Source organism: Streptomyces sp. NPDC001902, from assembly GCF_042891295.1.
GTDB lineage: Bacteria > Actinomycetota > Actinomycetes > Streptomycetales > Streptomycetaceae > Actinacidiphila.
In genome coordinates, this window is the sequence record NZ_JBIATA010000022.1 from 102,589 (window position 1) to 127,700 (window position 25,112).

Below are 25,112 nucleotides of genomic sequence, written 5' to 3' on the forward strand. Positions count from 1 at the left end.
CCCCGCAAGGTCTTACTCCCTCAACACCAGCCGGGACGGAACCTGCCCGGTTGTTTACGGCAAAGCTGAGGTGGCTCGTGCTTGGTTCTCGCTCAGCACGACACACACCACCCGCCGGTCTTTCGCCCTGGGGGCGAAACCCTCCTTCCTGCCCTGCTCCGCAGGTGTCCGATTCCTCCCCGGCCTGAAGGCCGGGGCATCCGCGGAGGAACCTGGCGAGGAGGCGCGCCATGCTGCAGATCACCAGGGCCGTGTCGGCGATCGGGGGCACGCGTGGACACGACCAGGAGTACGCCCTCACGCCACGGTGCCCGCACGCGACCGCGTGTCGCGCCACCTCGGCGGACAAGTGGCTGGTGGGGTTCAGGGTCCGCACCCGTGGTCCCGCGGCCACCTGGCTCTACTACGTGGTGGACCATGCGGACGACGCGATCGCCGCGAAGGAGGCGGCCATCACCATGGCCGGTGACGAGATCGACGTCCCGTGCCTGCACGGGCTCGACGGCGTCGGGAGGACGGAGATCCGGCTCATCCGCGACGACGGGATCGGACCGCGGCGGCTGCTGCGCTGCCCTTGACCGGGCTCCCGTGGCGGCGGTGTCCTCCGGTGCCGGGAACGCGGCTGCCGCCGGTGCCCCGGACGTGGTCCGGGGCACCGGCGGCAGGGGTCGTGCGCGACCGCTTCGTGAACTACTTCGTGAGCGGGGAGAGCTTCGGGTCGTTGGCGTAGGCCTCGGCCGCGTTCTCCTTGGTCACGATGACCGGCGGGAGCAGGTACGACGGGACGACCTTGCTGCCGTTGTTGTACGACTTGGTGTCGTTGATCGTCGGCTTGCCGCCCGTCTGCAGGGCCTGGACCATCTTGATGGTCTCGGCGACGAGCTTGCGGGTGTCCTTGTTGATGGTGGAGTACTGCTCACCCGCCATGATCGACTTCACCGACTCGACCTCGGAGTCCTGGCCGGTGACGACCGGGACCGGCTTGCCGGCGCCCTTCACCGAGGTGATGATCGCCCGGGCGAGGGTGTCGTTCGGGGAGAGCACGCCGTCGAGCGTCTTCTTGCCGTTGTAGGTGGAGTTCAGCAGCGAGTCCATGCGGCTCTGGGCGTTCTCCGCCTTCCAGCCCTGCGTCGCGGTCTGCTTGATGTCGGTCTGACCGGAACCGACAACGATGTCGCCCTTGTCGATGGCGGGCTTCAGCACCTCCATCGCGCCGTCGAAGAACACCTTCGAGTTGTTGTCGTCCGGCGAACCGGAGAACAGCTCGATCGTGTAGGGGCCCTTCGCCTTCTTCGCCTTCATGCCGTCCAGCAGCGCCTGGCCCTGCAGCTGGCCGACCTTGAAGTTGTCGAACGCGATGTAGTAGTCGACGTCCGGGGTGTTGGTGATGAGGCGGTCGTAGGCGATGATCGTCGCACCGGCCTGCTTGGCCTGCGCCACCTGGGTGGACAGCTGCGAGGCGTCGGTCGCACCGATGACGATGACCTTCGCGCCCTTGGTGACCATGGAGGAGATCTGCGCCTGCTGGTCCGCGACGGTGGTCGAGGCGCCCGCGTACTGCACGTCCGCCTTGAAGCCGGCGTCCTTCAGGCCGTTGGTGAACAGGTCACCGGCGAGCACCCAGTTCTCCGAGGTCTTCGCGGGCAGCGCGACCCCGACCAGGGCGTCCTTCGCGAAGCCGCCCTTGGCGTCGCTGGTGTCCTTGCCGGTGGAGCCCTCGCGTTCGTTGGAGCACGCCGTGCCCAGGGCGAGCAGCGCGGCGGCGCCGATCACGGCGACGGCTCTGGTGATGGTTCTGCGCATGTGGGTTGTGCCCTTTCCTGGTGATGCGGGGAGAATCGAGCGCCGCCCTGATGCGGCACCCTGGGTTACTGCCGGTCGGTCATCCTGCGACCGGAGCCTTGTCGGGGTCGGAGGCCGGGTTCGGCGGGTCGACCGGTGCGGACGTCTCGTTCTGGCGGAACGGACGCATCAGGGTGCCGATGATCGAGAAGCGACCCTGGCTCTTGCTGTAGACGTCGAAGGCGACGGCGAGGAGGAGGACCAGGCCCTTGATGATCTGGACCATGTCCGAGCCGACGCCCTCCAGTTGGAGACCGTTGTTGAGCAGCGCCATGACGAGACCGCCGACGATGGAGCCGCTGATGGTGCCGAGGCCGCCGGAGACGGCGGCGCCGCCGATGAACACGGCCGCGATGGCGTCGAGTTCCCAGCTCAGACCGTCCTGCGGGCCGGAGGCCGCGGACCGTGCCACGAAGATCATGCCGGCGAGCGCGGCCAGCACGGACATGTTCATCATGACGAGGAAGTTGACGCGCCGGAGCTTCACGCCGGACAGTTCGGCCGCACGGGAGTTGCCTCCGACGGCGTAGATGTGCCGGCCTCCGATGGTGTTGCGGGTGTAGTACGAGTACGCGAGCACCAGGGCGATCAGAATGATCCCGGAGATCGGGAAGCTGGTGCCGACGCGGCCGCCGGCGAAGCGCAGCGTCGCGAAGACGATGACGCCCACCATCACGACCAGACGGATCCCCGTGACCCACAGCGGCGCGGCGTCGGCGTGCATGGCGCGCCGGGTCTGCCGGGCCCGCCACTCGCGCCAGGCCACGCCCGCGCAGGCGACCAGACCGAGGAGGAGGGTCAGGTTGTTGTAGCCGGTGTCCGGGCCCACTTCGGGCAGGAAGCCTGCGCCGATGTCACGGAATCCGGTGGGGACCGGCACGGTGTCGGCGTTGCCGATGTACTGGTTGCCGCCACGGAACAGGAGCATGCCCGCCAGGGTGACGATGAACGCCGGCACCCCCACGTAGGCGACCCAGAAGCCCTGCCAGGCACCGATCGCCGCGCCGACGAGCAGGCCGAGCACGATGCCCAGGGGCCAGGGGAGCGAGTGCTCCTGCATCGTCTTGGCGACCACGATCCCGGTGAACGCCGCCACCGAGCCGACCGAGAGGTCGATGTGCCCGGCGACGATCACCATCAGCATGCCGATGGCCAGGATCAGGATGTAGGAGTACTGGCTGACCACGGCGATGAGGTTGCCGGAGGTCAGGGTCAGCCCTCCCGTCCAGATCTGGAACAGGAGCACGATCGCGACGAGCGTGGCGATCATGCCGAACTGGCGGGCGTTGGAGGTCGAGCCTCCGAAGAGGTTCTTCTGCAGGTCTGTGATGCGGCTCATGGGCTCGGTGTCTTCTTCATAGAGGTCATCTGTTTCATGAGGAGTTCCGGGTTCGCGTCGCGGCGTGTCACCTCACCGGTGATGGCGCCTTCGAACACGGTGTAGATGCGGTCGCAGAGTCCGATGAGCTCGGGCAGCTCCGAGGAGATGACGACGACGCCCTTGCCCTGGCCGACCAGCCGCTGGATGATCCCGTAGATCTCGTACTTGGCGCCCACGTCGATCCCGCGGGTGGGCTCGTCGAGGATGAGCAGGTCGGGGTCGGTGAACATCCACTTGGCGAGGACGACCTTCTGCTGGTTGCCGCCGGAGAGCTTCACGACCTCCTCGTCCACGCTGGGGGTCTTGATCCTCAGGTTCTGCCGGTACTCCTCGGCGATCCGGTGCTCGCTCACCGGGTCGATGACCTGGTGGCGGGAGATCTTCGACAGCTTGGCGGCCACCATCGAGGTCTTGATGTCGTCCAGCAGGTTGAGGCCGACCGACTTGCGGTCCTCGCTGACGTAGGCGAGGCCGTGCCGGATGGCCTCCGGCACGGTCTTGAGGTGGATCTCCTTGCCGTCCTTGAAGACCCGTCCCGACAGGAACGTGCCGTAGGAGCGGCCGAACAGGCTCATCGCGAGTTCGGTGCGCCCGGCGCCCATGAGGCCTGCGAACCCGACGATCTCACCGCGCCGCACCGTGAAGCTGGACCCCTTGCACACGAGCCGTTCGTCGGACGCGGGGTGCCGCACGGTCCAGTCGCGGACCTCGAAGAACACCTCGCCGATGTCGGGCGTGTGGTCGGGGAACCGGCTGTCGAGTTCGCGGCCGACCATGCCGCGCACGATGCGGTCCTCGTTCACGCCGTCGGCCTCGACGTCGAGGCTCTCGATCGTCCGGCCGTCGCGCAGGATGGTGATGGTGTCGGCGACCGCCTCGATCTCGTTCAGCTTGTGGGAGATCATGATGGAGGTGATGCCACGGTCCCGGAAGCCGCGCAGCAGGTCGAGCAGGTGCTGCGAGTCGGTCTCGTTCAGGGCCGCGGTCGGCTCGTCGAGGATGAGCAGCTTCACGTCCTTGGCGAACGCCTTGGCGATCTCGACGAGTTGCTGCTTGCCGACACCGATGTCCTTGACGAGCGTGTCCGGGTCCTCCTTGAGGCCGACCCGCTCCATCAGCTCCACCGCGCGGTGCTGTGCGGCCCTCCAGTCGATCGAGCCGCGTTTGCGCGGCTCGTTGCCGAGGAAGATGTTCTCCGTGATCGACATGCCGGGGACCAGCGCCAGTTCCTGGTGGATGATGACGATGCCGGCCTGCTCGCTGGCCCGGATGTCGTGGAACCTCACGGTGTCGCCGCGGTAGACGATCTCGCCGGTGTAACTGCCGTGCGGGTGGACCCCGCTCAGCACCTTCATGAGGGTGGACTTGCCTGCGCCGTTCTCGCCGCAGATCGCGTGGATCTCCCCCTCCTTCACCACCAGGTTGACGTCCGCGAGCGCCGTCACGCCGGGGAACGTCTTGGTGATGGACCGCATCTCCAGCAGCATCGGGGCGCGGCTCATGCGCGGAGCTCCACGCTGCGGACGCCGCGGCGATCACGCGGGCCCGCCTCCCCTGGGATGCGACATTTCGTGGACATCAACTTGCCTCCGATGACACTGCGCCGTGCCTCCATGCCGGACCTGTTGCGGCTTGGGCACCGGACTTTAAATCCATTTGTTTTACTAAGTCAACGCCCTTGAGCGGTATCGTCATTGCGGTAAGAGAGGAACGCGTGTGCGGCAAGCAGGAACAAACCTCCCCAAAGTCGGGCGGTACAACCGGGCGGTGGTCCTGGACCAGATCCAACTCGCCGACGGGATCAGCCGGGTCGAGATCGCCCAGAAGACGGGACTGACCCCGCAGACCGTCTCGGGGATCGTGCGCCGTCTGCTGGACGAGGGCATCGTGCGGGAGGACGGGGCCAGTCGTGGCGCGGGCGGCGGCAAGCCCCGCACCACCCTGCGGGTCAACGCGGACGCCGGCAACGCGGTCGGCCTCGTCTTCGACCCGGTCGAACTCACCTGCTCCGTGGTCGACCTGCTCGGCCGGCCACTGGTCGTCAGACGGCACCCCACGCCTCCCGGTACCGATCCGACGCACGTGGTGGCCGCCATGGCCGACCTGGTCGCCGAGGTGCTCGCCGAGGCGGACGTGCCGCGCGCCAACGTCCTGGGGCTGGGCCTCGCCACCCCTGGGCCGATCGACCAGCGCAGCGGCATGATCGTCGCCCCGCCCCAGCTCGCGCACTGGACGCGGGTCCCGCTGCAGCAGATGCTCAGTGACGCGACCGGCCTTCCGGTGACGCTCGACAACGACGCCACGGCCGCCGCGGTCGGCGAGCGCTGGTCCGGCGCGGGCCGGGGCGTGGCGAACTTCGCCTACCTGTTCTTCGGCACCGGCATCGGCGGCGGTCTGGTCCTCAACCACCAGGTCTACCGTGGCGGTTCGCTCAACGCCGGCGAGTTCGGCCACTCGACGGTGCTGTCGGACGGGCCGGAGTGCTACTGCGGCAACCGGGGCTGCCTGGAAGGACTGGCCAACCCGTCCGCGATCGTGGCCGAGACGCACCGCCGCCTCACCGACAAGCCGGGCGGCAGTGTGCTGTCCCCCGCGTACGACCGGGACCCGGCCTCCGTCGACCACGCCGCGGTCCAGCGCGCGGCCGGAGCCGGCGACCCGATCGCGGCCGCGGTCATCGACGAGGCCGCGCGTCACGTGGCCACGGTCGCCGTGACCATCGCCAACTTCATCGACGTGGACCTCATCATCCTCGGCGGTCACGGCATCCAGCACGTGGAGTCCCGCTACGTCGACGCCGTCGCCTCCGCACTGGCCTCACGGCCCCTGGCCCGGCACATCCGCGTCGTCCAGGTCGCGGCCTCCCCCCTCGGCGCGGACGCGGCCGTCGTGGGCAGCGCCGCACTCGTGCTGCACGCCACGTACTCGCCGCAGTTGTCGTCGCTCGTGCTGGACTGAGGTGCGCGTGCTTCAGGGCGACGGAGGATCAGGTCGGAGCGCCAGCGCGCCGATGAGGCGCTCGACCGCCGCGGAGTAGGCGGCGTGGTCCAGTCCGGGATCCCAGGCGGTCTGCAGCGCCAGCCCCTGGTAGATCGCGACGAACACCCGGGCCAGGCCGTCGGCAGGCCACGCGGCGTCCAGCTCGCCGCGCTCCTGGGCCGCCCGGACGAGGTCGGTGATGACGGCGCGGGGACGGTCCACGCCCTCGCGTGCCACCGCGTGCACCCGGGGTGCCCGCAGGGCCTCGGCCCAGATCTGGACGCCGAGTTGCACGCGCTGCCGCTCGTCGGAGCCGGCGAGTGAGCGCAGGAGATCCAGGTAGCCTCCGGCGACCTCCCGGAAGGCGTCGGCGGTGTGCCCGGCGGGGTCGTCCAGGTGCAGTCGGCGGGCCTGGTCGTCGTGCCACCGGTCCGCGATGGCCGCGACCATGTCGTCCTTGTCGGCGAAGTAGCGGTAGACCAGGCCGGCGCTGGATCCGGACTCGGCCGCGATGTCCTGGATGGTGGTGCGGTGGAAGCCCGTACGGGCGAAGCAGCGGGCGGCGGCGTCGAGGATCTGCGCGCGCCGCGCCCGCAGGTGCTCCTCACTGACCTTGGGCATCACTTCACCTCGGCCTGGGCGATCCGGTAGAAGGGCGCGGCCGGCTCGTGCCGCCCCAGGGGCTCCAGGTACTGCGCGGCGGCCTCCCTCGCCGACCGGTCCAAGGTGAGCTCCAGTCCCCGCCCGGCCAGGTACGCGGGGAGCTCGTCCGGGAGGAAGCCGAAGGTGAAGGGTTCCCCGGCCGTATGCACCGTGTCCGCCCACGCTGTGACGCCGTCGAAGTCACCGGTGCCGTCCAGGGCCCTTCGGTCCATGTAGGTGAGGACGATCCGGCTCCCGGGCGCCAGCGTCGTGGAGAGCGCCGTCAGCGTGGCGTGCACCGACGGCGCGTCGAGGTAGTTCGTCACGCCCTCCCACACCACCACCGCCAGCTCGCCGGTCAGTCCCGCCTCGCGCAGGGCATCGCCGAGGTCCTGGTGCATCAGGTCCACGGGAACGAAGCGGATGCCGTCGCCCGGCCGGCCCGCCCGGGCGGACCAGGTGGCGGCCAGCCCTCGCTTGGCCGCCTGCGTCGCCGGGTGGTCGACCTCCAGGACGGTGGCGTCGTGCGCCGCGTCCAGGCGGAAGGCCCGGCTGTCGTAGCCGGCGCCCAGCAGGACGAGTTGCCGGGCGCCGTGTTCCAGGGCGTCCACGACCAGGTCGTCGATCAGCCGGGTGCGGACCACGGCCGAGGCGCGCGGACCTGCGGGCCAGCGCCGGTCGATCCACCGCTCGAGGAACCGCGCCACACCCGGACAGCAGGCGATCGTCACGGCCAGGCGGTAGCCGGGACCGAGGCACGAGGCGGCGTACGGGTCGGTGAACAGGCGCGGCCCCGGGCGCACCGACTCCAGCGCCCGGAAGAGTGCGACGTGCTGCGCGGTGCGGCTGGGTGTGCTCTGCATGGCTCCATCATAATGAATGCACATCCATTTTTTATTCAGGGCGGCGGACGGCCTCCGGCGGCAGGGTGTCACTCCTCGTCGGACGGGGTCATCCCGACCTCGAGGACGCCGTCGTGCCGGAAGAGCTCCGAAGCCAGCCGGCCGGGGTCGGCCGTACCCTCGACCTCGAGCAGGACCCGGGCGGCGGCATCGGTCCGGCCCGGCAGCCTCTCCACCCTCACCTCCCGGATGCGGAACCCGAGCCGCGTGCAGGTCTCCATCAGCCGGGGCAGCAGGGCGGTGCCCGTGCGGTAGGTCAGGCGCAGCTCGGAGACCGTCGCCGTCGCCCCGGGCAGCAGGCGCGGGACCAGCCGGGGGTAACCCCGTACCACCAGGAAGTGCAGGGCCGTGACGGCCAGCGCCAGGATCGGCAGCCCGCCCCCGCAGGCCATGCCGATCGCACAGGTGAGCCACACGGTGGCCGCCGTGGTCAGACCGCGCACCGCGTCCCTGCGCACGAAGATCAGGCCGCCGCCGATGAACCCGATCCCCGAGACGATCTGGGCGGCCACACGGGACGGGTCGAAGGAGACGTTGTCCAGCCCGAGCACATTGGTGAAGCCGTGCTGGGAGACCTCCATCATCAACGCGCTGGCGACACCGACCAGCGTGTGGGTGCGCAGCCCCGCGCTCTTCTGTTGCGCCGCCCGCTCCCAGCCGATCAGGCTGGAGAGCAGCAGGGCCAGCCCGAGCTCCGCCAGTTGCCGCAGCCCCTGCCCGTTCCCCACGTCCCACAGCGGCGCCGCCACCTCGGCCATGAACACCTCCGCCCCACGCGACGGCGTCCCTGAGGCCGCCGCACCCGGCAACTCCCAGAGCGTGCCCCGGATCCGGGGGGCGAAAAGCGCCGGTCGCGGATCGGCACAGGACCTGCGGTCACCCCGCCGGGAGCCGCACGCGCAACAGCGCACCGCCCTGGGGTGCCTCACCGGCATCGGCCTGCCCGCCGTGGTGGTGGACGATGTCGCGGACGATGGCCAGGCCGAGCCCGGCGCCTCCCGCGTCGCGGGCACGGGACTCGTCCAGCCGGATGAAGCGGTCGAAGACGCGTTCCCGGTCGGCCGCCGGGATGCCCGGACCGTCGTCGGTCACCTCCAGCAGGGCCCACCGTCCGTCGCGGGTGACACGCACCGCGACCGAGTCGCCGGCGTGACGCTGGGCGTTGTCCAGGAGGTTGTCCAGGACGCGTTCGAGCCCCCGCCGGTCACCGCGTACCGTCACGGCGACCGTCGCGTCGACGGTCACGGGCACCCGGCCGGAGCGCAGGGCGGCCCTCTCGCGGGTCAACTCGTCCAGGGGGACCGGCTCCATGGGCATCTCCTCCCCCGCGTCGAATCGGGCGAGCAGGAGGAGGTCGGAGGCGAGCGTCTGGAGCCTGGCCACGTCGTTCACCGCGCTGTCCAGGTCCAGCAGGGCCGGATGGGCGCTCGCCACCTCCAGTTCGGTGCGCAGCGCAGCGATCGGGCTGCGCAGTTCGTGGGAGGCGTCGGCGACGAACCGCCGTTGCCGTTCGACGGCGGATTCCAGGGCCGTGAGCGTGTCATTGGTGGCGCGGGCGAGCCGGGCCACCTCGTCCCGGGCCGGGGAGACGGGAACCCTGCGGGAAAGGTCGGTGCTGGAGGTGATGGCCTCCATCTCGGCGCGGATGGCGTCGACCGGGCGCAGCGCGTTGCGTGCGGCGAGCCAGGTCACCGTCCAGACCACGGCGAGCATGACGGGCAGTCCGGCCAGCAGGAAGACCACCGCCGTACGGACCGCGTCCTGTTCGGCGGCGAGGGAGGCCCCCGCGGTGACGGTGTAGCGCTCACCGTCGCGTTCCCCTGAGAGGACGGCGAACCGGTACGACGCCTGCGTGCCGTCCACGGTGGCGGTCCCGGTGCCGTGCTCGGCCTCGGACTCGCCGTCGCCGTCGCCGTCCGTGTCCGGCACCGGCGCTCCGGTGATCCGCTGCACGTCCTCTCCGGCCGCGAGGAGACCGCCGCGGCCGTCGGCGACCCGGACCGGGTACTCGTCGCCGTCCGGCAGGTCGAGGCGGCCGTACGAGGTCCCGGCGGCGATCTGGGCCGTCACCTCACGCGCGGCGATCTCGGCCCGCAGGCCGGCCTGACCGGTGAGGTTGGCCCGGAGCGCGAGGACGAGCCCGAGGCCCGCCAGGACCAGGGCGACGCCCACCACCGCGGTGGCGGACAGGGCCGTGCGGGCGCGGACGGACCTCATCCGGCCTCCATCACGTATCCGGCGCCGCGAACGGTGCGGATGGTGGCGGCCCCGAGCTTGCGCCGCAGGGCGCTGACGTAGACCTCGACGATGTTGGGGTCGCCGCTGTAGGCGAAGTCCCACACGTGCTCGATGATGTCGGCCTTGGTGACCACCTCGCCGGCGTTCAGCACCAGGTGCTCCAGCACCGCGAACTCCCGCGCGGTGAGCGGGACCTCGGTGCCGTCGCGGGTGACCCGGCGGCGGGCGGGCTCGACGGTCAGCCCACCGATGGTGACCACCGGTGAGCCTCCGTGGGAACGCCGTCGCAGCAGCGCGCGAACGCGGGCCAGGAGCACGACGTAGGCGAAGGGCTTCGTCAGGTAGTCGTCGGCCCCGGTGTCCAGGCCCTCCGCCTCGTCGTACACCCCGTCCTTGGCGGTCAGCATCAGGATCGGCGTGTCGTCTCCGGCGGCCCGCAGGGCGGCACAGACGCGGTAGCCGTTCATGCCGGGCAGCATGATGTCCAGCAGGATCAGGTCGTAGGTCCGCTGCCCGGCCTGGTGCAGCGCTTCGTCACCGTCGTGGACCACGTCCACGCCGAAGCCCTCGGCGGTCAGCCCCTTGGCCAGCGAAGCGGCGAGGCTCCGCTCGTCCTCCACGATCAGCAGGCGCATGGGTACAGCCTGCCAAAACGATCCTGAGGATTCCTTCAGGATCCTTCAGCGCCGCTTCAGGTACGGGGAGCGACCGTGGTGGTCACCGGACCGCTACGGAAGGACACACCATCATGAGGCGCAAGATGCTGATCGCCACCGCGGCCGCCGTCGCCGTCCTGGCCGGTACGGGGGGCGTCGCGGCGACCGCACTGGCGGACGACGACGACCGGCAGCCGGCGTCCGCCGTGGTCACCGACGACCGCGGCGGCCACGCCACCGATGACGACGGTCCCCGCGACGACGACCGCGGCACCGACGGCGAGGAACGGACCAGCGGCTCCCGCACGGTGAGCCTCACCGACGCCGTCGCCACGGCGCGGGCACAGGCCCCCGGCACCGTGGTGTCCGCCGAACTGGACGACGACCGCGGCCGCACGGAATGGGAGGTCGAGACGCTGGCCGAGGACGGCACCTGGCACGAGGTGACGATCGACGCCGCGAACGGCGAGGTCGTCACCGCCCGGCAGGAGCAGGACCGGCAGGACGCCGACGAGGCCCGGGACGCCCTTCGTGGTTCCCGCACCGACCTCCTGGAAGCGGCGAAGGCGGCCGGGGACGCCCGGCGCGGCACGGTCACCTCCGTCTCCCTCGACGACGACACCCGTACCTGGGAGGTGGAGTTCCACAAGGACGGCTCCGACCACGAGGTCCACGTCGACCCGGCCAACGGGGCCATCAGCTGACGCGGCCGGTCCACGCCCTCACATCCGCAGCTCGGGCGGAAAGCCGGTCCAGCGCAGCTCCGCAGGGAGGTGGCGGGTGTCGTTCTGGACCAGGACCGAGACGGGCCGCCCCGGCGCGTAGCGGATGACGGTCAGGGCCGCGTTTCCCTGGTTGACCCCGAGCCACCGCCACGGCGGGGCGTCCATGGCGTGCCTCACCAGCCAGCCGACCAGGAAGTTGTGGGTGACGACCAGTTCGTGACGCTCCTGATCGCCCTCGACGGGACCGGTGAACTGCTCGAGCGCGCGCAGGGCCAGCGACGGACCGAGCGCGCGCTCCTGCGCCGTGGCGCCGTCGAGGAAGCGCAGGAGGTGGTCGGCGCTGTCCGGGGGCAGTTCGTCCCGCCCCGGGAAGTACGGGACGTAGTCTCCGGCGGTCTCCGAGACGCGCAGGACGGCACCGTCCAGGTGCTCCCCGATCAGGGCGGCGGTCTGCGCGGCCCTGGGCAGGGGGCCGTGATGGACCACGGATATCGGGTGCTCCGCCAGCCGGCGGCCGAGCAGGGCGGCCTGGCGGCGCCCGTCGCCCGACAGACCGCTCTCGTCCGGCACGGCCTCCCCGTGCCGGACGAGGTACAGGTAACGCGTGGCCACAGCCGTCATGCCCGGGCTCCTTCACGATGCTTCATGATCGAGTGGGTCGTCCCTGGGCACGACGCCCCCGCTGCCGTTCCGGTTCCGGATGACGGTCCGGGCGGCGGCGTCAGGGCAGGAGGGCGAGGGCGCTGTACCAGACCGGGCCCGGGTTGAGGCGGTCCGGGTGGAGCTGCAGCATCCGGTCGTAGAACGTGCGGGGACGGGGTTCCTCCGCCAGCAGGCGCTGGGCGTCGAGCAGGTAGTCGCGGGTCTGCCGCAGGATCACGGGGTCGTCGGGCAGGGCCTTGTTCTTGTGGCCGGCCACGACCGCGCGCGGGTGCAGCGCGAGCACGGTGCCGATCGCGGCGAGCCATTTGTTGATGCCGCCGCCGGCGCTTTCCCGCAGGTACTGGTGGACCCCGTTGTAGGCCACGTCACCGGCCACGACCAGGCCGGCCGACGGGATGTGCAGGACGGTCGTGTCGTCGGTGTCGGTGTGGCCGGTCTCCACCACGCGCAGCGGGTGCCCCTCCAGCGTGAAACCGTCGGCCGGGACCACCCGGTAGACCACGGGGCTGTCCGGGATGAGCCCGGGGAAGTCCACGTCCCACCTGGTCCGGCGGCCCTCGGTGGCCTGCCTGTGCATCAGCTCGATGGTGCCCTCGGTGGCGTACGGAACCGCCCCGGGGAAGCGTCGCAGCAGCAGATCGGTGCCGAACCAGTGGTCGCCGTGACCGTGGGTGGCGTAGACGTACGTCAGCCGTCTGCCGGAGCGTTCGATCCAGTCCCCGACACCGTGCACCTGCTCACGGGTGAACGGCGGGTCGACGAGGACCGCTTCCGCGTCGCCGAGGACCAACGTCGAGGTCAGCGGCGAGGAGAAGATCGGGCTCCCGTCGGGCAACCGGGGACCCTGGGCGCGGCGCAACCCGTCGCACACGAAGGTGTCGTAGCGCAGGTCCGTCATGGTCGGGTCAGCCGAGCCCGGCGGGCACCGGCGCCTCCATCAGTGTCAGCAGGTGGGCGACCTTGTGGTCCAGTTCCAGGCCCACGCGGGCGATCTCCTCGCTGCCGTAACTGCCGAAGTGGGAACTCGGCTTGTCGATCACGAATCTCGGTGCGCCGGTGCTCCGGTAGATCTCGGTGCGCAGCGGCGCGTGCATCATGGCGGAGGGATCGTGGCGGAACATCCGCTCGGCGATGGCGTAGTTGCCCATCAGGTACATCACGAACGGCGTCGTGTCCCCGGCGATGCCCATGAGCGCCGTTCCGGAGTCCCTCCAGAAGATCATGAATCCATGGGGCGCGTTCCCCTCGGCCAGCGCGAGGGCGCTCTCCCAGGAGCCGCCGGACCGGACGAGGTCCCGGATCTCATCGGCCCGGTACTGCGGCACCAGGGACTCGTAGCGCCGCACGGCCTCCTCGAACGTCCCGGGCAGGGGGACGTCGAACCTGGTGACGCCGTAGTCGACCGTTCGCGCCTCGGACACCTGGACCACCTCGGACGGCACGGCACACCGCCGCGCCCTCCTCCCATCGTCCCTCCGCGGCACGTCGGCGCAACTCCGCGCTCACACCCAGTTGCGCCGGGCCGCCGCGACACCGGCGCCGAACCGGTTGGTGGTGCCCAGTTCCGTGTAGAGGTCCTGGATGCGCCGGCGCAGTGTCCGCGTGGAGATCCCGAACTGGCGGGCGATGGCGTCGTCCTTGACCCCGGCCGCGAAGAGGGCGAGCAGGTTCCGCTCCTCGTCGGTGGGCTTGCGCACCTGCTCGCCGGGGGTGGAGGGTTCCGGTGCCGGTGGTTGCTGCGAGCTCGGCCCGCTCAGTGAGGCGGCACCGGCCCAGTAGTGCTCGAAGAGCTCGGTCAGGGCTTCGAGCAAGGGGGGCGCCTCGGTGTAGAGCGTGTCGGTGCTGTCGGGGCCCAGGCTCAACGACACCATGGCCGCCGAGCGGTCCGCCATGGTCAGCTTGACGGGCAGCGAGGACACGACCCTGGCCTCCTCGCCGCGTGAGACCAGGCTGCCCAGCTCCTGCCCCCCGCCGTCCTCGTCGAAGCTGGCGGCCGCGTAGACGACCCGCACCCGTACGCCACGCCGTACGGCGGCCTCGTCGAGCGGACCGTTCGGAACGAACAGGAAGGGAGGTCGGGCCAGGCCGCACATCTCGTACTTGGCGGCCTGGTGCAAACGGTAGTAGCAGTCCCCGACTTCCTCCGGGCCGCTGATCGTCCGTGTGGCGGGTTCGCCGGCGCTGGACCGCCTGGCCTCGTCGAACAGCGCGCCGAGCGGCCCGGTGGCGTCGCGTACGGCGGCCAGTTGGCGTTCACGTGACTCCACCAGTGTCCGCAGCGCGTGACGCGGATCCACGGTCAGGTACTCCCCCGAGGAGCGGCGGCTGAGCAGCCCGGAGTGGTGCAGGCGTTCCAGCAGGGCCACCGCCGCTCCGGTACCCAACCCGAACGTCGCGGTGACGTCGTCGGCCGTACCGCCACCGTGTGCGAGCAGTTCGCGGTAGACGGCCTCGGCCCCCGCGTCGAGTCCGACCAGCTCCAAGGGTGCGGCGCCTTCCGTCATCCTTCTCCACCTCTGACCTTCGTGCACGCGAGCGAACTGACGCCATGTCAGCAACGTGTGATGGATGTGCCGCTGTGCGGCGGCCGCTCACACCGTGCAGTGTGTCTCGCTTGCCGATCATTGCGCCGCTTTGCGCCGTGTCCACTTGGTGACATGGCACAGAAGTGCCAAAGGGCCGCCTTTACAGCGATGCGAACGGATGGCTGACTGCGTTCCACCCCACCCCATCGAGTCCATGAGGTTCCCTTGCGCATGCCTCCGTCCCGCAGACGCGGGCTGACAGCCGCCGTCGCCGCCCTGGTGGTGCTGACGGCCACGGGTCCGGCCGCATCGGCCGACCCCTCGGCGACGTCCCCCTCCCCCGCCGCGACCGGTGCCGCTTCCGCAGCCGTGCGCACCGTCACGCTGATCACCGGCGACAAGGTCACCGTCACCGGGGACGGCCGGGCCCAGGCCGTCGCCTCGGTCACGGACCCGAACGGCAGGACCGGCGGCGCCCACGTGATGTCGGTGGGCACCGACACCTACGTGTATCCCGACGCCGCGGTCCCCTACATCGCGTCAGGAGCCCTGGACGAGGGGCTCTTCAACGTCACCGCGCTGCTGAAGGACGGCTACGACGACGCGCGCAGCGACCGGCTGCCCCTCATCGTCACGTACACCGACGCCGCCGCCCGCTCCCGCAGCGCCAAGACCCCGGAGGGCGCGCGCAGGACGCTGACCCTCAGCAGCATCCAGGGCGCGGCGATCTCCGCCGAGCACGAGCGGGCCGCGGACTTCTGGTCCTCCCTGACCGGTGCCGACGCGAAGGCCACCGCGGCCGCGAGGACGGCGGAGGGCGGACGGCTCGCCGGCGGCATCGCCAAGGTGTGGCTGGACGGCAAGGTCAAGGCCACGCTGTCGGACACCACGGCGCAGATCGGCGCCCCGGAGGTCTGGGCCGGCGGGGACACCGGGCAGGGCGTGGACGTCGCCGTCCTGGACACCGGCATCGACGCCGCGCACCCGGACTTCGCCGGCCGCATAGCCGCGACGGAGAGCTTCGTGCCCGGCGCGGACGTCACCGACCGGCACGGTCACGGCACCCACGTCGCCTCGACCGTCGCCGGGACCGGCGCCGCCTCCGGTGGCACCGAGAAGGGCGTCGCCCCGGGCGCGTCCCTGCACATCGGCAAGGTCCTGGACGACTTCGGCAGCGGCCAGGACTCCTGGATCCTGGCCGGCATGGAATGGGCAGCCCGCGACCAGCACGCCAAGGTCGTCAGCATGAGCCTGGGCGGCGACGCCACCGACGGCACCGACCCGCTGAGCGAGGCCGTGAACCGGCTCAGCGAGGAGACCGGGGCGCTGTTCGTCATCGCGGCGGGCAACTCCGGCCCCGCGCCGTACACCGTGAGCGCCCCCGGTGCCGCCGACGCCGCGCTGACGGTGGGCGCGGTCAACGGCCCCGGCAAGGGCGTGGACCAGCTGGCGGAGTTCTCCAGCCGCGGCCCCCGCGTGGGCGACAACGCCGTCAAGCCCGACCTGACCGGCCCGGGGGTGAACGTGCTGGCCGCGCGCTCGCAGTACGCCCCTGAGGGGGAGGGCGCGTACCAGACGATGAGCGGCACCTCCATGGCGACGCCGCACGTGGCGGGCGCCGCGGCCCTGCTGGCCGCCGAGCACCCGGACTGGACGGGGCAGCAGCTCAAGGCCGCCCTGATCAGCACCACCGCGAGCACCCAGCGGTTCAGCCCCTTCGAGGCGGGCAGCGGGCGCGTGGACGTCGCCGCCGCCGTGAAGGCCACGCTGGTCGCCTCCGGCGACGCGTACGCGCAGACGCACTACCCGTACACGCCGGGTCAGACGGTCCGCAAGGACGTCACCTACACCAACTCCGGCGCCGCACCGGTCACCGTGGACCTGTCCCTGAGCCCGGGCCAGCTGCCCGAGGGCCTGTTCACGCTGACCGAACCGCGGCTGACCGTGCCCGCCCACGGCACCGCCTCCGTCGGCGTGATCACCCACCTCGACGCGGCCGAGGACAACGGCGCCTACTCCACCCGCCTCGTCGCCACCGGCGCCGACGGCACGGCCCTGGCCCGCACCACGGTCGGGGTGAACAAGGAGGGCCGCCGGGTCAACCTGACGGTCGCCGCCAAGGACCGGCACGGCAAGGCCCTTCCCGGCACCCTCATCCTGAAGGACGTGGAGCGCAACACCGCCCCCAAGGCGTTCGCCGTCGACGCCTCGGGCCGCATCGACCTGCGCCTGTCCCCGAGCACCTACTCCGCGTGGCTGAACGCGGACGTCCCCGGGATCGACGGTACGCACACGCTGGGCTTCGCGATGTTCTCGGCGCCTCAGATCGACCTCGACACCGACCGCACCGTGCGGTTCGACGCCGCGAGCCTGCGCAAGGCGGCCGCCGTCACGCCGCAGCCGACCGCCAACGAGTTCATGCGGGTGGACCAGTACCGCACCAACGGCGCCCTGTTCCCCTTCCTGGACAGCTACATGCCCGAGTACTGGCGCTACGACAGCCTCTGGGTGACCCCGACGCCGAAGGTGACGAAGGGCTCGTACCACTTCGCGACCCGCTGGCGGCAGATCCAGCCGCCGCTGACGTTCTCCTCCGGCTCGCAGACCTACGACGACGTCACCATCCAGAGCATGTCCCCCAGGCTGCGGGACGGCACGGGCACCTACCGCGCCGTCTGGGCCGGTGACGGCTCCGCTGCGGCGTTCCGCAGGCTCAAGGTGCGCGGCCAGGTGGCGGTCGTCCGCCGCAGCGACACGGTGTCCGCCCCGGACCAGGCCGCCGCGGCGGCGAAGGCCGGCGCACGGCAGCTGCTGATCCTGAACGACGGCTACGGCAAGTTCGACCCCTGGGCCGACCTGCCCGACGCCGCCCCCCTGCCGGTGGCCTCGCTCGGCACCGACGACAGCGCACGGCTGCTGAACCGGCTCCGCAAGCCCGGCACGGCGACGCTGAAGGTGGTCTCGCACCCGTACCCGCGCTACGCGTACGACCTGATCCGTCACCACGACGGAGCGGTCCCGAAGGACCCGTCCTACCGTCCCCGTCCCGGGGACCTGGCCCGCATCGACGAGTCGTTCCGCAACAGCACGCAGGCCGAGGCCGTGGCGTACCGCGAGGACGTGTCGCTCATCTTCAACCGGCCCACGCTCCTGCAGGCCACGCGGGTCGCGGCCCAGGGCACCCTCACCTCGTGGGTCTCGGCGGGCAAGGACGCCCGCTGGATCTCCTCCGCCGCGATGCGCGACCTCGGTCAGCGGGGCGTGACGCGCACCTACAAGGCGCGCAGCACGAACACCGAGACCTGGTTCTCGGCGATCCAGCACCCGCGGGTGCTCAACGACGGCATCAGCTGGACGGCCCCGTACCGGGTGGGCGACATCATCAGCACGTCCGTCCTCCCCGCCTGGGGCGACTCGGGCGGTCACTCGGGCGTCGCCTGGGTGGACGGGAACACCTCGAAGGTCTCGCTGTACCAGGGCGACCAGCTGCTCGGTGAGGACTACAACGAGCGGATCGTGACCGTCGAGGGGTTGTCGCCGGAGCCGCAGCCCTACCGGATCGTGGTGGAGGGCGAGCGGAACGTGCCGGACCGTCCGTACTCGACCCGCACCCGTACCGAGTGGGGCTTCACCTCGAGCACGACGGACTACTCGGCGATCACGCCCCTGCCGCTGGTGCAGCTCGACTACGCGGTGGCCACCGACCTGTCCGGCAAGGCCAAGCGGCGCACCGCGCTGACGGTCACCGCCTCGCACCTGAAGGGCGCGGCGGGCGCCGGGGCGATCCGCACGGTGACCCTCGAGGTGTCGTACGACGACGGCGCCACCTGGCGCAAGACGACGCTGCGGCAGTCGGGCGGCGGCTGGAAGGCGCAGCTCGACGCGCCGTCCCGGGCCCGCTTCGCGAGCCTGCGCACGACGGCGCGGGACGCGAAGGGGAACAGCGTCAGCCAGACCCTGATCCGCGCCTTCGGCGTCAAGTAGCCGACGGCGGTACGGACGAAGGGCCCTTGTCCCCGGTGCACCGGGGGCAAGGGCCCTTCGTGGGGTGTCGGCTCGGGTCGGGGCCGACGCGACGCGGGAGGCGTTGAGGAGGGGGTCGTCCTCCCGCGCCGCGGTCCAGTGGGGTTACTTGGTGAAGCCGATCCGGGTCCAGTCGGTGTCCTGGAAACCGAAGGCGCCGTAGTTGGCCACGTCGGACTTGGTCGCGACGATCTGCGGGCGCTGGTAGAGCGGCAGGTTCGCGGCCAGCTTCCACAGCGCGGCGTCGGCCGCGTCGAGGTCGGCGAGGTAGGCGGAGTGGCCGACCTCGGTGCCCGCCTTGTGCATGTCGGCGTCGATCCCGGCGGTGCCGATGCGCGAGTAGTTCTGGCCGACGTTGCCGTGCTTGGGGGAGACGAAGGACGCCGCACCGTTGGTCAGCGGGAAGAACGGCACGGAGCCGATGCCGCTGAACAGCGTGAGGTCGAACTTCCCGGCGCTGACGTCGTTGAAGAAGTCGTCGCTCGGCTTGACCTTGGTGTCGAGCTTGATGCCCACGTTCTTGAGCATCGCCGTGAACAGCTGTGCCTCGTTGGCGGCGATGGGCGTGCCCGACGGGATGGTCAGCGTCAGCTCCAGCGGCCTGCCGTCCTTCTCACGGACGTCACCGTGCGGTTTCCAGCCCGCCGCGTCCAGTTGCCGCCCCGCCGCGGCGGGGTCGAAGCGGCCGAGGGAGCCGGCGTTGTCCTTGTAGGCGACGTCGTTGTTGACGAGGAAGTGGTTGTCGAGGGGCTGGGCAGGGAACGGCAGGCCGTCGAGGTCGGCCTTGCCGATGGCCTGGCGGTCCAGCGCCATGAACAGGGCCCGGCGGACACGGACGTCCTTCAGCAGCGGGCTCGCGCCGTTGACCACCATCTGCCGCAGGTTCGGGGCGCCCGCCACGCGGATGGAGGTGTGCGGCACCTTCTGCGCCTGCTTGTAGGCGGCCACGTCGGGCCCGATGTCCTCGACGTCGATCTCGCCGGAGGCGAAGGCCCCGGGTGTCGACGCGGCGTCCAGGGTGCGGAAGTTGATGCCGTCCAGCACCGGCTTCGGGCCCCACCAGTGGGGGTCCCGGACCTCGGAGACGACCTTGGTCGTCGGGTCCATCCTGCTGACCTTGAACGGGCCCGCGGTGACCGGGATCCGGTTCTTGTAGCCGGCGTCGAACTTCTGCGGGGTGTCGATCTGCGATGCCGGGTACAGCGGCGAGAACAGCGTCTGCCATTCGGAGAAGGGTGTGGCGTAGGTGACGACGACGTGCCGCGCGTCGCTTCCCTCGGCGACCGAGGAGATCTGCTCGTAGCCGGAGGTGCTGACGGGGGTGTACTTGGGGTTCTTCCCGTTCTGCGCCTGCCAGTCCGCGCGGAAGTCCTTCCAGGTGATGGGTGTGCCGTCGGACCACCGGGCCCTGGGGTTGAGCGCGTAGGTGGTGACCTGCCTGCCGTGCTTGACGGCGGTGCTCACCTTGCTGAGGTAGTTCGGGTTGGGGGTCCGCTTGTTGTCGGGGGTGCTGTGGAAGAGCGACGGCAGCAGGGGGGCCATCGTCGTGGTCACGGCGACGGTGTTCTGCGAGGCCGCGTTGAGGCTGTTCCACTGGGTGGGGTACTCGTCGACGGGGAAGTTGAGGGTGCCGCCCTGCCGGAGTCCCGCGGGGTCGGCGGGGTTGATCTGGTTGAGGGTCGCCTTGGGCGGGGCCTTGGGCGCCGACGAACTCGCGCCGCCGTTGCCGCTTCCGCACGCGGTGGCGCCGGCGAGGAGACCCGCGGACACCACGACTGCCGTGGCCAGCTTTACGGACTTTCGGTTCAACTGACTCTCCTTGTGGGTTCCGTGGATCGGGTGTCCGCCGGGCGGGACGGCCGGGGGTGCGTCACAGGCCGGCGCGTCACAGGCCGGGGGCGCGTCACAGGACCTCCAGGGCGGCCGCGTGGTGGCAGGCGGCGGTGTGGTCCTCGCCCAGGGCCCCTGCGGCGGGGTCCTCGGTGTCGCAGCGTCTGGCCTCGGCCGGTGCGAGCTGCAGGTACTTGGGGCAGCGGGTGCGGAACCGGCATCCCGAGGGGGTGTCCGCGGGGCTGGGCAGGTCGCCCTGGAGGATGATCCGCCGGCGCTGCCGCTCCTTGCGGGGGTCGGGCAGCGGCACGGCCGACAGCAGTGCCTGGGTGTAGGGGTGGGCCGGTCGGGCGAAGACGTCCTCGACGTCGCCGGCCTCGACGATGCGACCGAGGTACATGACGGCGACGCGGTCGGCGATGTGCCGGATGACCGACAGGTCGTGCGCGATGAACAGGTAGCTCAGGCCGAGTTCGGCCTGCAGCTCGTCGAGGAGGTTGATCACCCCGGCCTGGACCGAGACGTCCAACGCGGAGACCGGCTCGTCCAGCACGACCAGCTTGGGGTCCAGGGCCAGCGCCCGGGCGATGCCGATCCGCTGCCGCTGTCCGCCGGAGAACTCCGCGGGGTAGCGCTCGGCGTGCTCGGGCAGCAGCCCGACGAGGCGGAGCAGTTCGGGGACGCGCGCGGCGATGCGTTCCCGGTCCCAGCCGTGGGTGCGCAGCGGCTCGGCCAGGATGTCGCCGATCGGCATGCGAGAGTCCAGTGACGCCATCGGGTCCTGGAACACCACCTGGAGGTCCCGGCGCAGCTCCCGCCGCGCCTTCCCGTCCAGTTGCCCGACGTCCCTGCCGAGGACGGCCACGGTGCCGCCGCGCTGCCCGGCGAGGTCGAGGATCTGCAGCATGGTGGTGGTCTTGCCGCAGCCCGACTCGCCCACCAGCGCGAGGGTCTCGCCCTGGCGGATGTCGAAGTCCACGCCGTCGACGGCGCGCACCGTGCCCACCCGGTGCTTGAACACCGCGCCCTTGAGGAGCGGGAAGTGCTTGGTGAGGTGGGTGACCCGGAGCACCTCGGGCCGTTCCGCGCGCGGGGGTCCGCCGGGCCGCCGCGGTGAGGCGGGGGTGGGGAACATGCCCGGGGAGGGGATCCCGCCGGGCGTGTCGATCTCGTGTGCGCGATGGCACGCCGTGGCGTGACCGGCTCCGGTCGCGACGGCGCGCAGGCCGGGCTCCTCGGTACGGCAGCGGTCCACGGCCACCGGGCAGCGCTCCGCGAAGGGGCAGCCGGCCGGGAGGTCCACCATCGACGGCGGCGTGCCCTCGATGGGGGTGAGGGCCGTCCGGTCCCCGCTGTCGAGCCGCGGCACCGAGCCGAGCAGGCCGATGGTGTAGGGCATGCGGGGGGTGGCGAACAGCTGGTCGGCGGTCCCGGTCTCCACCGGCTTGCCGGCGTACATGACGACCACCCGGTCGGCCATGCCGGCCACCACGCCGAGGTCGTGGGTGATCAGGAGGATCGCGGCTCCGGTGACCTCCTGGGCCTTGCCCAGGACCTCCAGCACCTGCGCCTGGATGGTGACGTCGAGCGCCGTGGTGGGCTCGTCGGCGATGATCACCTCGGGGTCGTTGGCGATGGCCATGGCGATCATCGCCCGCTGGCGCATGCCGCCGGAGAACTCGTGCGGGAAGGCGTCGACGCGCCGCCTCGGGTCGGGGATGCCCACCAGGTCCAGCAGTTCCAGGGCCCGTTCGCGGGCCTGGGCGGCGGTGAGGTCCTGGTGGATCCGCAGGGCTTCCACCAGCTGGGTGCCGATGGAGAAAACGGGGGTGAGCGCCGAGAGCGGGTCCTGGAAGACCATGCCGATGTCACGGCCGCGGATGGCTGACATCTGACGGTCCGGCAGTCCGAGCAGCTCGCGGCCGTTGAGCCGTACGGAGCCGGTGACCTCCGCGTCGTCCGGGAGCAGGCCGAGCACGGCGGTGGCGGTGACGGACTTGCCGGAGCCGGACTCGCCGACGACGGCCAGGGTCTCACCGGCGCGGAGCGTGAAGTCCACCCCGCGGACCGCCTGCACCCGTCCGGCCTCGCCGGGGAAGGACACCCGCAGGTCGCGCACGGTCAGGACCGGGTCGCCGGAGGCCGGCCGCGGGGTGGGGACGCCGGGGGCGGCGGTGGGGACGGTCACCAGGTTCCTCCGCGGATGCCCCGGCCTTCAGATCGGGGAGGGATCGGACCCCTGCGGAGCAGGGCAGGGAAAGGGGTTTCGCCCCCAGGACGAAAGACCGGCGGGTAGTGTGTGTGTCGTGCTGAGCGAGAACCAAGCCAGCGCGACGGCGCGTTGCGAGAACCAAGCACGAGCCACCTCAGCTTTGCCGTAAACAACCGGGCAGGTTCCATCCCGGCTGGTGTTGAGGGAGTAAGACCTTGCGGGGTGCTGACCTGCGGGGCTTCCTGAGCCAGGAATCCCCCTGCTTCAGCATGGGGAGGGTTCAAGGGGTGACTCCTTCCTCGGTGGGTGCGGTGGTGACCGCGGCTGAGGGCTTGCTGGGCGGGACCTGCCCGGCCTTCGCGTGCCGGGAGGTGGGCGTGCCCGGCCGGGCGCGCCCCCGGGACTTCGCTCCCCGTGCCGTCGGGTCGAAGGCGTCCCGCATTCCGTCGCCGATGAACGCGACGGAGAGGCCGATCAGGACGAGGAAGGCGGCGGGGAAGAAGAACAGCCACGGGGAGGTGTTGGCGTCCGGCGTTCCGGCGGCGATGAGGGTGCCGAGGGACACGTCGGGCGCCTGGATGCCGAACCCGAAGTAGGACAGCGAGGTCTCGCCGAGCACGATCGCGCCCACCTGGACGGTCGCGTCGATGATGAGGATCGACGCCGCGTTGGGGAGGATGTGCCGGAAGATGATGACCAGCGGATGGACGCCCATGTAGCGCGCGGCGAGGACGTACTCCCGCTCCCGCAGGGTCCGGGTCATGCTCCGCACCACCCGCCCGGTGATCATCCAGCCGAACGCCGCGAGCAGGACCACGAAGAACAGCCAGGTCCCGTGCTGGAACGCCGGTGACAGGACGGCGAGCAGCAGGAACGCCGGGATCACCAGCATCAGGTCGAGGAACCACATCAGGACGCGGTCGGTCCAGCCGCCGAAGTAGCCGGCCGAGGCTCCCACCACCGCGGCGATCAGCGTCGTGAGCGGCCCTCCGACGAGTCCGACGACCAGTGACTTCTGCAGGCCCCTCAAGGTGAGCGCGAACAGGTCCTGGCCCGAGTGGGTCGTGCCGAACCAGTGCGCGGCCCCGGGCCCGGTGTCCAGGCTGGCGAAGTCGTTGTCGTGGTACGTCCAGTGCAGGAACGGCGGTACGGCGTACGCCAGGAGCACCAGGGCGATCACCAGGGCGATGCCCACCAGGGCCAGCCGGTTGCGGGCGAAGCGGGCGAGGACGAGCGCGCCGCGGCTCCTGGTCCGGTGTGGCGCCGCGGTCCCGGCGGCGGTTGCGGGGGTGGTCATGAGGGGATCTCCTCGAGTCGGTCGACGTGGGACGTCTCAGGTGCGGACCCGAGGGTCGAGCGCCGCGTAGACGAGGTCGGAGAGCAGTCCCGCGATCAGGACGATGCCGGCGGTGAAGATCGCCACGGCGGCGACCGCGTTGACGTCGTTGCTGGTAATGGAGTCGACCAGCCACTCCCCCATGCCGTGCCACCCGTAGATCTCCTCGGTGAAGGTGGCGCCGGTGAACAGCAGCACGACGTTGTAGACCACCAGCGGCATCACGGGGATGACCGCGGTGCGCAGTCCGTGCCGCAGGACCGCCTGACGCCGCCGGAGCCCCTTGGCGCGGGCCGTCCGCAGGAAGTCGCTGCCCAGGACGTCGAGCATCGTGCTGCGCTGGTAGCGGCTGAAGAACGGGATCTGGGCGAGCAGCAGTGTCAGGGTCGGCAGCACGAGGTGTTCGAGGTTGTTGAGGACGACCGGGAGGGTGCCGTGCACCTTCGGGTCGTACATCCCGATGTACTGCACCAGCGGCCCGTCGCCCGCGGTGTCCAGGGTCCGCAGTCCGACCGCGATCACCACGACCGGGGTCGCCAGCAGGACGTAGGAGACGATCGTCGACACCCGGTCGGAGGGCCGGTACTGCCGCAGTGCGTTCCAGGCGCCGACCGCGACGCCGCCGACGGCCCCCAGGACGGTCGCGACGAAGAGGAGCTCGGTGCTGACCAGGACGCGGCGGCCCAGCTCGGTGTTGACCGATGCGCCGTCGTAGGTCCTGCCGAAATCGCCGTGCAGCACGATCCCGGTCAGCCAGCGCCAATACCGGAGGTACACGGGCGTGTGCGGGTCGAGGTTGTAGGCGTGCAGGATCGCGTAGATCGAGTGCAGGGGCGGCCGGGGATTCTTCGACAGGTAGTTGATGTCGGGGTGGAGGGTGAAGGATGCGAGAAAGTACGTCGCGCTGGCCGCGATGAACACCAGGATTGCGTAGTTGCCGAGGCGGCGCAGTAGGTAACGGCCCAACGTGCTTTCTCCTTCGCGTGGCACGCCCTGTGACCAGGGCCGCACCGGCTCCTACGGGGGCGTGACCCAGGTTCGGCAGCGCCACCCGGATGTCGCCGTATCGGAGCGGGGAAACAATGGAGCGTCGCGGTGGGACGGCTCGGGAAATATCCTCCTGCCACCCGCGTCCATATGAGGCAATACGCGCACAAA

At 71.0% G+C, this 25,112-nt stretch carries 20 protein-coding genes; 4 read left to right on the plus strand and 16 right to left on the minus strand.

The annotated features are described in order from the left end of the window. Positions 1-230: 230 nt before the first annotated feature. Positions 231-578: a hypothetical protein gene (locus tag ACFYYN_RS30315; protein ID WP_500548279.1), complete on the plus strand. Its 348-nt coding sequence runs from the start codon at positions 231-233 to the stop codon at positions 576-578. 112 nt (positions 579-690) lie between these two features. Here ACFYYN_RS30315 and ACFYYN_RS30320 read toward each other — a convergent pair whose 3' ends face one another. From ACFYYN_RS30320 to mmsA, 3 genes are all read right to left on the minus strand, one after another. Next, positions 691-1,803: a substrate-binding domain-containing protein gene (locus ACFYYN_RS30320; protein WP_499509026.1), complete on the minus strand. Its 1,113-nt coding sequence runs from the start codon at positions 1,801-1,803 to the stop codon at positions 691-693. Between the two features lie 79 nt (positions 1,804-1,882). Continuing rightward, entirely contained in the window at positions 1,883-3,181 is a 1,299-nt protein-coding gene (gene mmsB / locus ACFYYN_RS30325; RefSeq protein ID WP_500548280.1) for a multiple monosaccharide ABC transporter permease, read from the minus strand. Further along, a complete protein-coding gene (mmsA, locus tag ACFYYN_RS30330) occupies positions 3,178-4,725 on the minus strand; it encodes a multiple monosaccharide ABC transporter ATP-binding protein (RefSeq protein WP_500327549.1) in 1,548 nt (515 codons plus the stop codon). The genes mmsB and mmsA overlap by 4 nt, the downstream gene beginning before the upstream one ends. A gap of 265 nt (positions 4,726-4,990) precedes the next feature. Here mmsA and ACFYYN_RS30335 point away from each other — a divergent pair, with 265 nt between their 5' ends. Beyond that, a complete protein-coding gene (locus ACFYYN_RS30335; protein ID WP_500548281.1) occupies positions 4,991-6,181 on the plus strand; it encodes an ROK family transcriptional regulator in 1,191 nt (396 codons plus the stop codon). Positions 6,182-6,193: 12 nt separating this feature from the next. Here ACFYYN_RS30335 and ACFYYN_RS30340 read toward each other — a convergent pair whose 3' ends face one another. The 5 genes from ACFYYN_RS30340 to ACFYYN_RS30360 form a co-directional block, all read right to left on the minus strand. Further along, positions 6,194-6,823, minus strand: a complete 630-nt coding sequence (locus ACFYYN_RS30340; protein ID WP_500548282.1) for a TetR/AcrR family transcriptional regulator — start codon at positions 6,821-6,823, stop codon at positions 6,194-6,196. After that, a complete protein-coding gene (locus ACFYYN_RS30345) occupies positions 6,823-7,707 on the minus strand; it encodes a class I SAM-dependent methyltransferase (protein WP_500548283.1) in 885 nt (294 codons plus the stop codon). The genes ACFYYN_RS30340 and ACFYYN_RS30345 overlap by 1 nt, the downstream gene beginning before the upstream one ends. Positions 7,708-7,775: 68 nt before the next feature. Continuing rightward, positions 7,776-8,504, minus strand: coding sequence for an MgtC/SapB family protein (locus ACFYYN_RS30350; RefSeq protein ID WP_500548284.1), 729 nt, complete (start codon positions 8,502-8,504; stop codon positions 7,776-7,778). Between the two features lie 118 nt (positions 8,505-8,622). Then, positions 8,623-9,963: a sensor histidine kinase gene (locus ACFYYN_RS30355; RefSeq protein ID WP_500548285.1), complete on the minus strand. Its 1,341-nt coding sequence runs from the start codon at positions 9,961-9,963 to the stop codon at positions 8,623-8,625. Further along, positions 9,960-10,619: a response regulator transcription factor gene (locus tag ACFYYN_RS30360; RefSeq protein ID WP_500439765.1), complete on the minus strand. Its 660-nt coding sequence runs from the start codon at positions 10,617-10,619 to the stop codon at positions 9,960-9,962. Before ACFYYN_RS30360 ends, ACFYYN_RS30355 begins: the two co-directional genes overlap by 4 nt. Before the next feature lie 113 nt (positions 10,620-10,732). Between ACFYYN_RS30360 and ACFYYN_RS30365 the strand changes: the two genes are divergently transcribed. Then, complete coding sequence (locus ACFYYN_RS30365) at positions 10,733-11,344, plus strand: PepSY domain-containing protein (protein ID WP_500548286.1); 612 nt, start codon at positions 10,733-10,735, stop codon at positions 11,342-11,344. An 18-nt stretch (positions 11,345-11,362) separates the two neighbouring features. Here the strand turns inward: ACFYYN_RS30365 and ACFYYN_RS30370 are convergent, their stop codons facing one another. The 4 genes from ACFYYN_RS30370 to ACFYYN_RS30385 all read right to left on the minus strand — a co-directional run bounded on the left by ACFYYN_RS30370 (position 11,363) and on the right by ACFYYN_RS30385 (position 14,532). Then, positions 11,363-11,986: a histidine phosphatase family protein gene (locus tag ACFYYN_RS30370; RefSeq protein ID WP_500548287.1), complete on the minus strand. Its 624-nt coding sequence runs from the start codon at positions 11,984-11,986 to the stop codon at positions 11,363-11,365. 100 nt (positions 11,987-12,086) lie between these two features. Then, positions 12,087-12,926, minus strand: a complete 840-nt coding sequence (locus ACFYYN_RS30375) for an MBL fold metallo-hydrolase (protein WP_500548288.1) — start codon at positions 12,924-12,926, stop codon at positions 12,087-12,089. A 7-nt stretch (positions 12,927-12,933) separates the two neighbouring features. Further along, complete coding sequence (locus ACFYYN_RS30380) at positions 12,934-13,449, minus strand: DUF302 domain-containing protein (RefSeq protein ID WP_500548289.1); 516 nt, start codon at positions 13,447-13,449, stop codon at positions 12,934-12,936. 81 nt (positions 13,450-13,530) lie between these two features. Further along, positions 13,531-14,532, minus strand: a complete 1,002-nt coding sequence (locus ACFYYN_RS30385; RefSeq protein ID WP_500548290.1) for a LuxR family transcriptional regulator — start codon at positions 14,530-14,532, stop codon at positions 13,531-13,533. 252 nt (positions 14,533-14,784) lie between these two features. Here ACFYYN_RS30385 and ACFYYN_RS30390 point away from each other — a divergent pair, with 252 nt between their 5' ends. Then, a complete protein-coding gene (locus ACFYYN_RS30390; protein ID WP_500548291.1) occupies positions 14,785-18,537 on the plus strand; it encodes a S8 family serine peptidase in 3,753 nt (1,250 codons plus the stop codon). A 144-nt stretch (positions 18,538-18,681) separates the two neighbouring features. On the opposite strand, the gene ACFYYN_RS30395 is transcribed toward ACFYYN_RS30390, so the two are convergent. From ACFYYN_RS30395 to ACFYYN_RS30410, 4 genes are all read right to left on the minus strand, one after another. Further along, entirely contained in the window at positions 18,682-20,385 is a 1,704-nt protein-coding gene (locus ACFYYN_RS30395; RefSeq protein ID WP_500548292.1) for an ABC transporter family substrate-binding protein, read from the minus strand. A gap of 94 nt (positions 20,386-20,479) precedes the next feature. Continuing rightward, complete coding sequence (locus ACFYYN_RS30400; RefSeq protein WP_500548293.1) at positions 20,480-22,594, minus strand: ABC transporter ATP-binding protein; 2,115 nt, start codon at positions 22,592-22,594, stop codon at positions 20,480-20,482. 304 nt (positions 22,595-22,898) lie between these two features. Further along, the gene (locus ACFYYN_RS30405) at positions 22,899-23,915 is read right to left on the minus strand and encodes an ABC transporter permease (RefSeq protein ID WP_500548294.1); all 1,017 of its coding nucleotides are present in this window, start codon (positions 23,913-23,915) and stop codon (positions 22,899-22,901) included. A gap of 36 nt (positions 23,916-23,951) precedes the next feature. Continuing rightward, the gene (locus tag ACFYYN_RS30410) at positions 23,952-24,920 is read right to left on the minus strand and encodes an ABC transporter permease (protein ID WP_499509040.1); all 969 of its coding nucleotides are present in this window, start codon (positions 24,918-24,920) and stop codon (positions 23,952-23,954) included. Positions 24,921-25,112 lie beyond the last annotated feature (192 nt).

Excerpts from the sequence above, each read along its gene's own strand:
- ACFYYN_RS30315 (WP_500548279.1), top strand. The coding sequence starts at position 231 with ATGCTGCAGATCACCAGGGCCGTGTCGGCGATCGGGGGCACGCGTGGA.
- ACFYYN_RS30320 (WP_499509026.1), bottom strand. The coding sequence starts at position 1,803 with ATGCGCAGAACCATCACCAGAGCCGTCGCCGTGATCGGCGCCGCCGCG.
- mmsB (WP_500548280.1), bottom strand. The coding sequence starts at position 3,181 with ATGAGCCGCATCACAGACCTGCAGAAGAACCTCTTCGGAGGCTCGACC.
- mmsA (WP_500327549.1), bottom strand. The coding sequence starts at position 4,725 with ATGAGCCGCGCCCCGATGCTGCTGGAGATGCGGTCCATCACCAAGACG.
- ACFYYN_RS30340 (WP_500548282.1), bottom strand. The coding sequence starts at position 6,823 with ATGCCCAAGGTCAGTGAGGAGCACCTGCGGGCGCGGCGCGCGCAGATC.
- ACFYYN_RS30345 (WP_500548283.1), bottom strand. The coding sequence starts at position 7,707 with ATGCAGAGCACACCCAGCCGCACCGCGCAGCACGTCGCACTCTTCCGG.
- ACFYYN_RS30350 (WP_500548284.1), bottom strand. The coding sequence starts at position 8,504 with ATGGCCGAGGTGGCGGCGCCGCTGTGGGACGTGGGGAACGGGCAGGGG.
- ACFYYN_RS30355 (WP_500548285.1), bottom strand. The coding sequence starts at position 9,963 with ATGAGGTCCGTCCGCGCCCGCACGGCCCTGTCCGCCACCGCGGTGGTG.
- ACFYYN_RS30360 (WP_500439765.1), bottom strand. The coding sequence starts at position 10,619 with ATGCGCCTGCTGATCGTGGAGGACGAGCGGAGCCTCGCCGCTTCGCTG.
- ACFYYN_RS30365 (WP_500548286.1), top strand. The coding sequence starts at position 10,733 with ATGAGGCGCAAGATGCTGATCGCCACCGCGGCCGCCGTCGCCGTCCTG.
- ACFYYN_RS30370 (WP_500548287.1), bottom strand. The coding sequence starts at position 11,986 with ATGACGGCTGTGGCCACGCGTTACCTGTACCTCGTCCGGCACGGGGAG.
- ACFYYN_RS30375 (WP_500548288.1), bottom strand. The coding sequence starts at position 12,926 with ATGACGGACCTGCGCTACGACACCTTCGTGTGCGACGGGTTGCGCCGC.
- ACFYYN_RS30385 (WP_500548290.1), bottom strand. The coding sequence starts at position 14,532 with ATGACGGAAGGCGCCGCACCCTTGGAGCTGGTCGGACTCGACGCGGGG.
- ACFYYN_RS30390 (WP_500548291.1), top strand. The coding sequence starts at position 14,785 with ATGCCTCCGTCCCGCAGACGCGGGCTGACAGCCGCCGTCGCCGCCCTG.
- ACFYYN_RS30405 (WP_500548294.1), bottom strand. The coding sequence starts at position 23,915 with ATGACCACCCCCGCAACCGCCGCCGGGACCGCGGCGCCACACCGGACC.